7 protein-coding genes are annotated in these 7,961 nt (G+C 55.2%); 3 read left to right on the forward strand and 4 right to left on the reverse strand.

The annotated features are described in order from the left end of the window. The 4 genes from ACEQU8_RS03665 to hemC form a co-directional block, all read right to left on the reverse strand. Positions 1 to 215: inorganic diphosphatase (locus ACEQU8_RS03665; RefSeq protein ID WP_370261541.1), on the reverse strand; the 215-nt coding region annotated here is incomplete at its 3' end. Positions 216 to 271: 56 nt separating this feature from the next. Further along, positions 272 to 1,462 carry a heme biosynthesis HemY N-terminal domain-containing protein gene (locus ACEQU8_RS03670; RefSeq protein WP_370261543.1) on the reverse strand — a complete coding sequence of 397 codons (1,191 nt, stop codon included), beginning with the start codon at positions 1,460 to 1,462 and terminating at the stop codon, positions 272 to 274. Next, a complete protein-coding gene (locus ACEQU8_RS03675; RefSeq protein WP_370261545.1) occupies positions 1,459 to 3,465 on the reverse strand; it encodes a uroporphyrinogen-III C-methyltransferase in 2,007 nt (668 codons plus the stop codon). The genes ACEQU8_RS03670 and ACEQU8_RS03675 overlap by 4 nt, the downstream gene beginning before the upstream one ends. A 7-nt stretch (positions 3,466 to 3,472) precedes the next feature. Continuing rightward, positions 3,473 to 4,411 (reverse strand): hydroxymethylbilane synthase, encoded by a 939-nt coding sequence (hemC, locus tag ACEQU8_RS03680; RefSeq protein ID WP_370261547.1) that lies wholly within the window; start codon positions 4,409 to 4,411, stop codon positions 3,473 to 3,475. A 118-nt stretch (positions 4,412 to 4,529) separates the two neighbouring features. Here hemC and argH point away from each other — a divergent pair, with 118 nt between their 5' ends. From argH to ACEQU8_RS03695, 3 genes are all read left to right on the forward strand, one after another. Beyond that, positions 4,530 to 5,960 carry an argininosuccinate lyase gene (gene argH / locus ACEQU8_RS03685; RefSeq protein WP_370261549.1) on the forward strand — a complete coding sequence of 477 codons (1,431 nt, stop codon included), beginning with the start codon at positions 4,530 to 4,532 and terminating at the stop codon, positions 5,958 to 5,960. Next, complete coding sequence (locus ACEQU8_RS03690; RefSeq protein WP_370261550.1) at positions 5,957 to 6,463, forward strand: TRAP transporter small permease subunit; 507 nt, start codon at positions 5,957 to 5,959, stop codon at positions 6,461 to 6,463. Before argH ends, ACEQU8_RS03690 begins: the two co-directional genes overlap by 4 nt. Positions 6,464 to 6,465: 2 nt before the next feature. Next, positions 6,466 to 7,961 (forward strand): TRAP transporter large permease subunit (locus ACEQU8_RS03695; RefSeq protein WP_370261551.1); only part of this gene is annotated, 1,496 nt, incomplete at its 3' end.

Here is a 7,961-nt window from a genome sequence, read left to right on the forward strand (position 1 = left end):
ACATCCACGGGGTCGCCGTCGGCCGCCAAGGTTTGGGGAATGTAGCCATAATTGCACGGGTAATGCATGGCTGTGCCCATAAAACGATCAACCCACAAACAACCACTGTCTTTATCGACTTCGTACTTCACTGGATCAGAGTTTGCGGCAATCTCGATGATCACATTGACATCATTGGGCACATCTTTGCCCGGGGGAATGCTGTTGTATCCCATGGTGTTTGGTCCTTGTTCAAATCAAAAAATTTTGGGTTATTGTAATCAACAAACCTTCATGCTGGCTGACGTGGCTTTTGCAGGTGCATGTTCATTTTGTCGCGCCACTGCTTGGCACGTTCGCCTTGGTTGGCTGCCTGGTACAAACGCTCTAAGCGACCGGCCACATGGGCCGACGGCAACTGGTTGTACACCGCCTCAAATCGGGCAATGGCCTTGCCCCACAACTGTTCTTGTTCGCACACATCGGCGGCCAGCTCTAGCAAGCGAAGTTCATTGGGATGGGCGGCCACCAGCTTCTCGACAAATGGCAGGGCCTCACGGGCCTGAAGAACCGCCACTTCGTGATAAACAGGCAACAGTTCTGGCTTGTATTCCTGATCGAGTGCCGTTTGGAGCATGGTGCGCGCGGCATCGTGCAAACCGCAACGCAACAAGCCCGAGGCCATGGCTCGAAGCACGGCGACGTGTGCCAGCTCGGCGGGCTTGGCAGCAGAAAGCACTTCGGACATTTTTTGAGCATCGCCATGCGCCTGCTCGCACAAGCCTTGGTAGATTTGAGCCATGCAATCCAGCTTTTCGCCTTGTCCCAAGGCAGGCAACTGAACACACACGCGGTATTGGTCAAGCGCCTCCTGCCAACGCTGCAGCCCCACCAGGGCGAGCAAACGCAACTTCACCACCTGCGGCAGACGTGAGACCATGGGATCCATGCCCTCGATGATATTTAACACCGTCGCGTGCTGACCTTTGGCCAAGGCCACCTGGCACTTAAGAACCAATAAAGCCTGGTTGTGCTCCCCGTTGATGGCTTTTTCGTGGGCCAACACCTGCTCGGCCTCATCCAGCCGATCGGCCTGAATGGCCGACATGGCTCGGATCATGTAACTCAGATCAGACTCAATTCCAGTGCCAACTGCTTGCTTTAGTGCTTTTTCGGCACCGTGTTCGTCGCCGGTGATTAAAGAAATCAAACCGCGGGTATTGGCCTTCAGCAAGGCCTCTTGTTTGCGGTTTTTTAAATAAGCCTTGAGACGGGACGGCAGTTGCGAAGATGCACTCAGCGCTCGCAGCGCCAGGTACAACAACGCGAACCCAACCAGCAAAGCGATGATCACGAAATTCAGCGACATGTCCACTCGGTACTGACCGGCAAACACCAACACCTTGGCGTCGTTGCTTTGGGCCAGCAAGGTGATGCCCACGGCCACCACCACAATCACCAGCAGGCCAATCAATTGCCTCATTGGCGTTCCCCCTGCTGGGCTGCCACAACCAAGCGCAAGGCTGCATTGGTGGCCTTCAATTCGGGCAACACCAAATCGACCTGAATGGCATGCAGTTCTTGAATGACACTTTTGGCGCGCTGAACCTGAACCGCCTTGGGGTCGAAATAACGGTCGAGCAAATAGGTGGATCTCTGCAAATCAGACTTCAAAAGGTCAGCCTGGCGAGACAACAAAGAAATACGGGCGTTGAGCAGGGAAAGCCTCAGGGTGTTGCGAAGGTCGGTTTCCTGCCGGGCCGACAACATCAGCACTTCCGGGGAGTTCACCTTGCTGATCTCGATCAGGGAGCGCACGTCATACCAGGCAGCCTTGATGGCCGACTGGGCCCATGCCCATGCGTCTTTCCAAATATTGGCGGACTCAGTGCCTTCTGGCAGCGCCGCTGGCTCAGCCGCAGCAACATCAACGCTGGCTGTTTCGGGCTTGGTGGTTTCCACATTCGCAGGTTCTGCCCCCTGAGGCTCGGTGAGTTCTGCCAGATTGGTTTGGTTTGTCGCATTGGCGCCAGACAACATGGGCAACACTTCGACGGTGTTCACCACAGCATCAAGAGAAATGGCCATGCGAAGCAAGTCGTCGGCAGGCAAGGCCTTGATTTGAGCCAGATCAGATTCGATGGCTGTGCGCAGGTTGAGCAAGGATGGCTTATCGGTCCGCTCAAGCAGTTCAATGGCTTGCGCCAAAGCGATGGCTGCACCATTCACATTGCCCAGCAAATACAACTGGCGTTTGGCAATCGAAATGAGTTGTTCGACCTCGCTCACCGACACCTCGGTGCGGCTTGCCAAAAGGCTGTTGTAGACTTCTTCAAGACTGGCCCGCTGGCTTGCTTCCTCTTTTTGAGCCTGCTCCAGTAGCTCAAAACGCGTACGCATGTCTTTGAACAAGTCGCCGGTTTGGCGAACCTCTTCTTTAACGATTTCAAGCGTGGTGGATTCTTTTTGAATGCGTTCGCCAAAGGCAAGCCGGGTTTTTTCGATTTGGTTTTTGCCAGCAAAGGCGATGAGCAACACCAACACAAAGCTGAGTACAGACACGAAAAACGCGGCCTTGGCCAACCAACTTGGGCCTGAGCTTGTAGGTGCGGATACTGGACGCGCAGATGAGCTTTGGCTCACAGCGACGGGATTGGCTTGTTGTGGCGTTTTGTCCATGCTTTTTTTCTTGGTATTGAGCCAGTCATGAACCGATTGTATCCCCGTTGGAATCTGGCTGACATTGGCAAAACCCAATTCCTTGCATTTCGAGGTGATTCTGGGGTGTGTGGTGAGCACCGTGCAAAGTCGCTTGAACTCCAGCGTTTGCAAAGGCGAATGGGCTTCAAGCTGTTGATTGAGCACCGTGGCCGTTTCGCTGCTCGTCACCCACAGCACCGCATTACCAGCCAGACCAAGCAGGGCCGTGACCTCGGCTTGTGTTTGAAGCACAGGGACTCGGTCATAACATTCCAACACATCAACCTGATGACCCAAGGTTCGCAGATGCAACGCAAACTCGGTTCGGCCGCGAGGTCCCTTGCACACCAACACCTCGATGTTGTGGTCGGCGTACTGCTTTTCAATCAGCTTGGCCAGGCCGTCGGAATCTTCGGTTTCGTCAGCCTGCAGGCCCGACGGTGCCAGAACTTGCTCCTCTGGCACCCCCAACAGCAAGGCAAGTGCCCTGCTTTGCTGCCCCATCACAGCGCAAACCACGCCTTTGGGCCACACGCCCACACGGTGAATAACCACTTCCAGCACCGATGGACTGACAAACACCACCATTCGGGGTTTGTTTGTATCGGCTTGGTTGATCCACTGCTGCACCTGAGCAATCGGCTCATCCAGAGGTTTTAAATCGAATACCGGGAAAAAAACATGATTCACCAAACCCAAGCTTCGAAGCGTGTCGGCAAGGGCTTGCTTTTGAACGGTGTAGTCGTCGGGCAATCGGGGTTTGCAAACAACCAGTGTGGGGGTCATGGCGGCCTCAGGATTGTTGGGCGAATTCAGCAACAGCCTGCTCGATCAGGGCTTGAGCACCACCGCGAACAAGCTGCTCAATGACGCCTTGGGCCACAGCCGCCCAATCGGCCAGCAAACCCTGCCCTTGCGCCTGCAGCACACGGCGACCGTCTGGGCTGGCCACCAGCGCACGCAGCATAAAGTGATCGCCGCCTTCGCGGGTGGCGTAACCTGCGATTGGAACTTGGCAACTGCCGCCCAATGCCTTGGATACTGCGCGTTCCGCGCTGACCAACTGCGTGCACACCGGGTCGATCAAGGCGTGGCAAATCTTGGCCAGAGCATCGTCACCCTGACGAATTTCCAGCCCCAAGGCACCCTGCCCCACAGCGGGCAACATGTGCTCGGATGGCACGATGGCCCGGATTCGGCTATGCATATTCAAGCGCTTCAGCCCGGCGGCTGCCAGCACAATGGCTTGAAATTGACCAGCGTCGAGTTTGCCAAGACGGGTATCGAGGTTGCCACGCAAGGGCTTGACGACCAAATGCGGATAGCGGGCCAACACTTGCGCCTGCCGGCGCAAACTTGAGCTGCCAACAATGGCACCCGCAGGCAACTCAGCCAGTGAAGCAAAATCGTTGGACACCAGGGCATCGTGCGGGTCTTCCCGAGTCATGAAACCCAGCAATTGAAATTGTGGATCCAGGTCCATGGGTATGTCTTTGCCGGAATGCACCGCCAGGTCTGCGCGCCCCTCCAGCAAGGCCTGTTCCAGCTCCTTTATAAACAGACCCTTGCCGCCAATTTTTGCAAGCGACCGGTCTAAAATTTGGTCGCCCTTGGTGGTCATGCCAACAATCTCAACGCCATCCACGCCGGGTTGAGTCAAAAGCCGGTCACGCACATGTTCGGCTTGCCACATGGCCAGCCTGCTTTCCCTGGATGCAATTCTGATTTTCATTGAAAAATTTAAGACATCATTGATTGGTGGTGGTCGCCATGTATGCGGCAACTGTCCGCAGTCTAGCACGCCAAACCCTTATAATTGGGCCTTGTCATAAGCGCTCTAAGGAAACACCATGACCAACCAATGGTCCAAAAAGCAGGAAGCCTGGTCGGCTCGCTTCAACGAACCCATGTCCGAACTCGTCAAGCGCTACACCGCCTCTGTGTTCTTTGACAAACGTTTGGCGGAATTCGATATCCAGGGTTCTTTGGCCCATGCCACCATGCTGGCTGAATGCAAGGTGATCTCCCCAGAAGACTTGGCTTCCATCCAAAAAGGCATGCAACAAATTTTGGCCGAGATCCAGGGAGGCCAGTTTGAATGGCAGCTTGACCTTGAAGACGTGCACTTGAATATTGAGCGCCGCTTGACCGACCTGATTGGCGATGCGGGCAAGCGCCTGCACACCGGCCGCTCCCGCAACGACCAAGTGGCTACCGACATTCGGCTTTTTTTGCGTCATGAGGTAGACCGCATACAAAGCTTACTCAAGGGTTTGATCGCTGCGCTGCTTGGCGTGGCTGAGCAACACCATGCCACCGTGATGCCCGGCTTTACCCACCTTCAGGTGGCGCAACCAGTTACCTTTGGCCATCACCTCTTGGCCTACGCCGAAATGTTTGAGCGCGACCTCGAGCGCATGCAAGATTGCCGCAAACGCATTAACCGAATGCCCCTGGGTGCAGCGGCCTTGGCGGGCACAACCTTTCCCATTAATCGCAATCGCACTTGCGAATTGCTGGGCTTTGAAGCCCCCACGCGCAACAGCCTGGATTCCGTCTCTGACCGCGATTTCGCCATTGAGTTTTGTGCTGCCGCCAGTTTGGTGATGATGCACATTTCGCGCTTGTCTGAAGAACTCATTGTCTGGATGAGCCCTCGTTTTGCGTTCATCGACCTGCCTGATCGTTTCTGCACCGGCTCGTCCATCATGCCCCAGAAGAAAAATCCTGACGTACCCGAGCTGGCACGCGGCAAGACTGGACGGGTGTACGGCCACCTCACCGGCTTGCTCACCCTGATGAAAGGCCAGCCATTGGCCTACAACAAAGACAATCAGGAAGACAAAGAACCTCTGTTTGACACCGTGGACACGCTGGTCGACACGCTCACCATCTTTGCTGAAATGGTAGAAGGAATTCGCGTAAAACCAGAGAACATGAAACGCGCCACTTTGGAAGGCTATGCCACGGCCACCGACCTGGCCGATGCCCTGGTCAAGCGCGGCATGCCTTTTAGAGATGCCCATGAGGCGGTGGCACGCGCCGTGCGTTACTGCGACGAGCACGCCTGCGGCCTGGAGGCGCTGACCGTGCAGCAACTGCAGGAAGCGCTGCACCTGGGTGAATTGGGTTATTCGGATGACTTGGTGGACTCCACTTTACTGGCCGTGCTCACTTTGGAGGGTTCTTTGAACGCGCGTAATCACATTGGCGGGACCAATCCTCAACAGGTGCTGGCCGCTGTGCACGCCAGTCGCCAACGCCTGGATCTCAAAGCTTGAAAAACCTCATCGCCCTGGCTCAACTGATTGACCGGCTCAACGGGCTGGTTGGCAAGGCCATGGGCGGCTTGGTCCTGGCTGCCATCCTGATCTCGGCAGGCAATGCCGTGGTCAGAAAGCTATTCAACATGAGTTCCAATGGCTGGTTGGAAATTCAATGGTACCTGTTCGGAACGGTGTTCTTATTGGGCGCCGCCTACACGCTTCGAGAGGGGGCGCATGTTCGAATTGACATTCTTGCCAGTCGATTTACACCTCGCGCCCGAGCGCTGGTGGATGCTGCTGGCTACTTGCTGTTTGTGCTGCCTTTGGTGGGTTTTGTGACAGTGCATGGCTGGGAATTTTTCTACCTCTCATGGCAGGCCAATGAAATGTCGCCCGATGCGGGTGGCCTCGTCCGTTGGCCAGCCAAGCTCATGATTGTGCTTGGCTTTGCCTTGCTCGGTCTGCAGGTTGTGTCTGAAATGATTAAAACATTTCACCGGCTTGCCGCGAAGGAATAACCATGCCGTTTATACCTGTCGAGTGGCTAGCCCCTCTCATGTTTGCGGTGTTGCTGGCCTTCATGCTGTCGGGCTTCCCGGTGGCTTTTGCCTTGGCCGCAAACGGATTGCTGTTTGGCTACATTGCGATTGAGCAAGGCTTGATGAGCCCGGCTCTGCTTCAAGCATTGCCCGAGCGCTTGTTTGGCATCATGAGCAATGACACCTTGCTTGCCATTCCATTTTTTACGTTCATGGGGCTGGTGCTTGAACGCAGTAAAATGGCCGAGGACCTGCTTGAAACCGTGGGCATGTTGTTTGGTGCGCTTCGTGGCGGCTTGGCCATGGCCATCGTGCTGGTGGGGGCTTTGCTTGCCGCTACAACAGGGGTGGTGGCGGCATCGGTGATTTCGATGGGCCTGATTTCTTTGCCCATCATGCTTAAACATGGCTACAGCCCGAGGGTTTCGACCGGCGTTATTGCAGCCTCTGGCACCTTGGCGCAAATTATTCCCCCCAGTCTGGTGCTCATCGTAATGGCTGATCAGTTGGGGGTGTCGGTCGGGGACATGTACGCCGGTGCCATGTTGCCAAGTCTGCTCCTGGTTGCCTGCTTTTTGCTCTACATTGTGTGCAAGGCCATTGCGAGTCCTCAAGACCTACCCGCCCTGCCCCGCGGCCACTTTAACCTGCCCACGCGCACTTTGGTCTACCGTTCCTTGGTGGTATTGGTGCCACCCCTGGCTCTTATTTTTTTGGTTCTAGGTACCATTTTTGTTGGGCTGGCCACCCCCACTGAAGCGGGTGCCATGGGTGCAGTGGGCGCTTTGGTTTTGGCTTGGGCAAAACAACGCTTGAACATTACATTGCTCAAGGATGCATTGGACAGCACCACCAAGTTGTCGTGTTTTGTGATGTTCATCCTGATTGGCTCCACGGTGTTTGGCCTGACCTTTCGTGCGATTGACGGCGACATTTGGGTGGAGCACCTCATGACTGGATTGCCGGGTGGCGAACTGGGCTTCTTGGTGGCGGTGCAAATTCTGGTGTTTGTATTGGGATTCTTTCTGGATTTTTTTGAGATCGCATTCATCGTAATACCCCTGCTGGTGCCAGTGGCCCAGCAACTGGACATCAACTTGGTGTGGTTTGGGGTGATGATCGCCATGAATCTTCAGACCTCTTTTTTAACGCCACCTTTTGGATTTTCCCTGTTCTACCTGAAGTCGGTCACGCCCGCTGGCTTGAAGACCATAGACATCTACAAAGGTGCGGTGCCCTTTGTGATCATGCAGTTGCTGATGGTGGTCGTCATATTTGCCTTTCCAGAGTTGGTGATCAACAAATCCACCTCGGATGGCGATGCAGGGTACGCAGAACAATTGAATCTAAAGTTGAACCGCACCCAACAGAGTGCGCCCAAAGGGCTGGACGATGGCGCCAACCCTTATGGCGGCAACGTGTATGGCGAGGAGTCGACAGGGCGATTTGTGCCGCAATTTCTACAGCAGCACAGCGA

Origin of the sequence: Limnobacter sp. (genome assembly GCF_964228395.1) — a bacterium.
Lineage (GTDB): Bacteria > Pseudomonadota > Gammaproteobacteria > Burkholderiales > Burkholderiaceae_B > Limnobacter.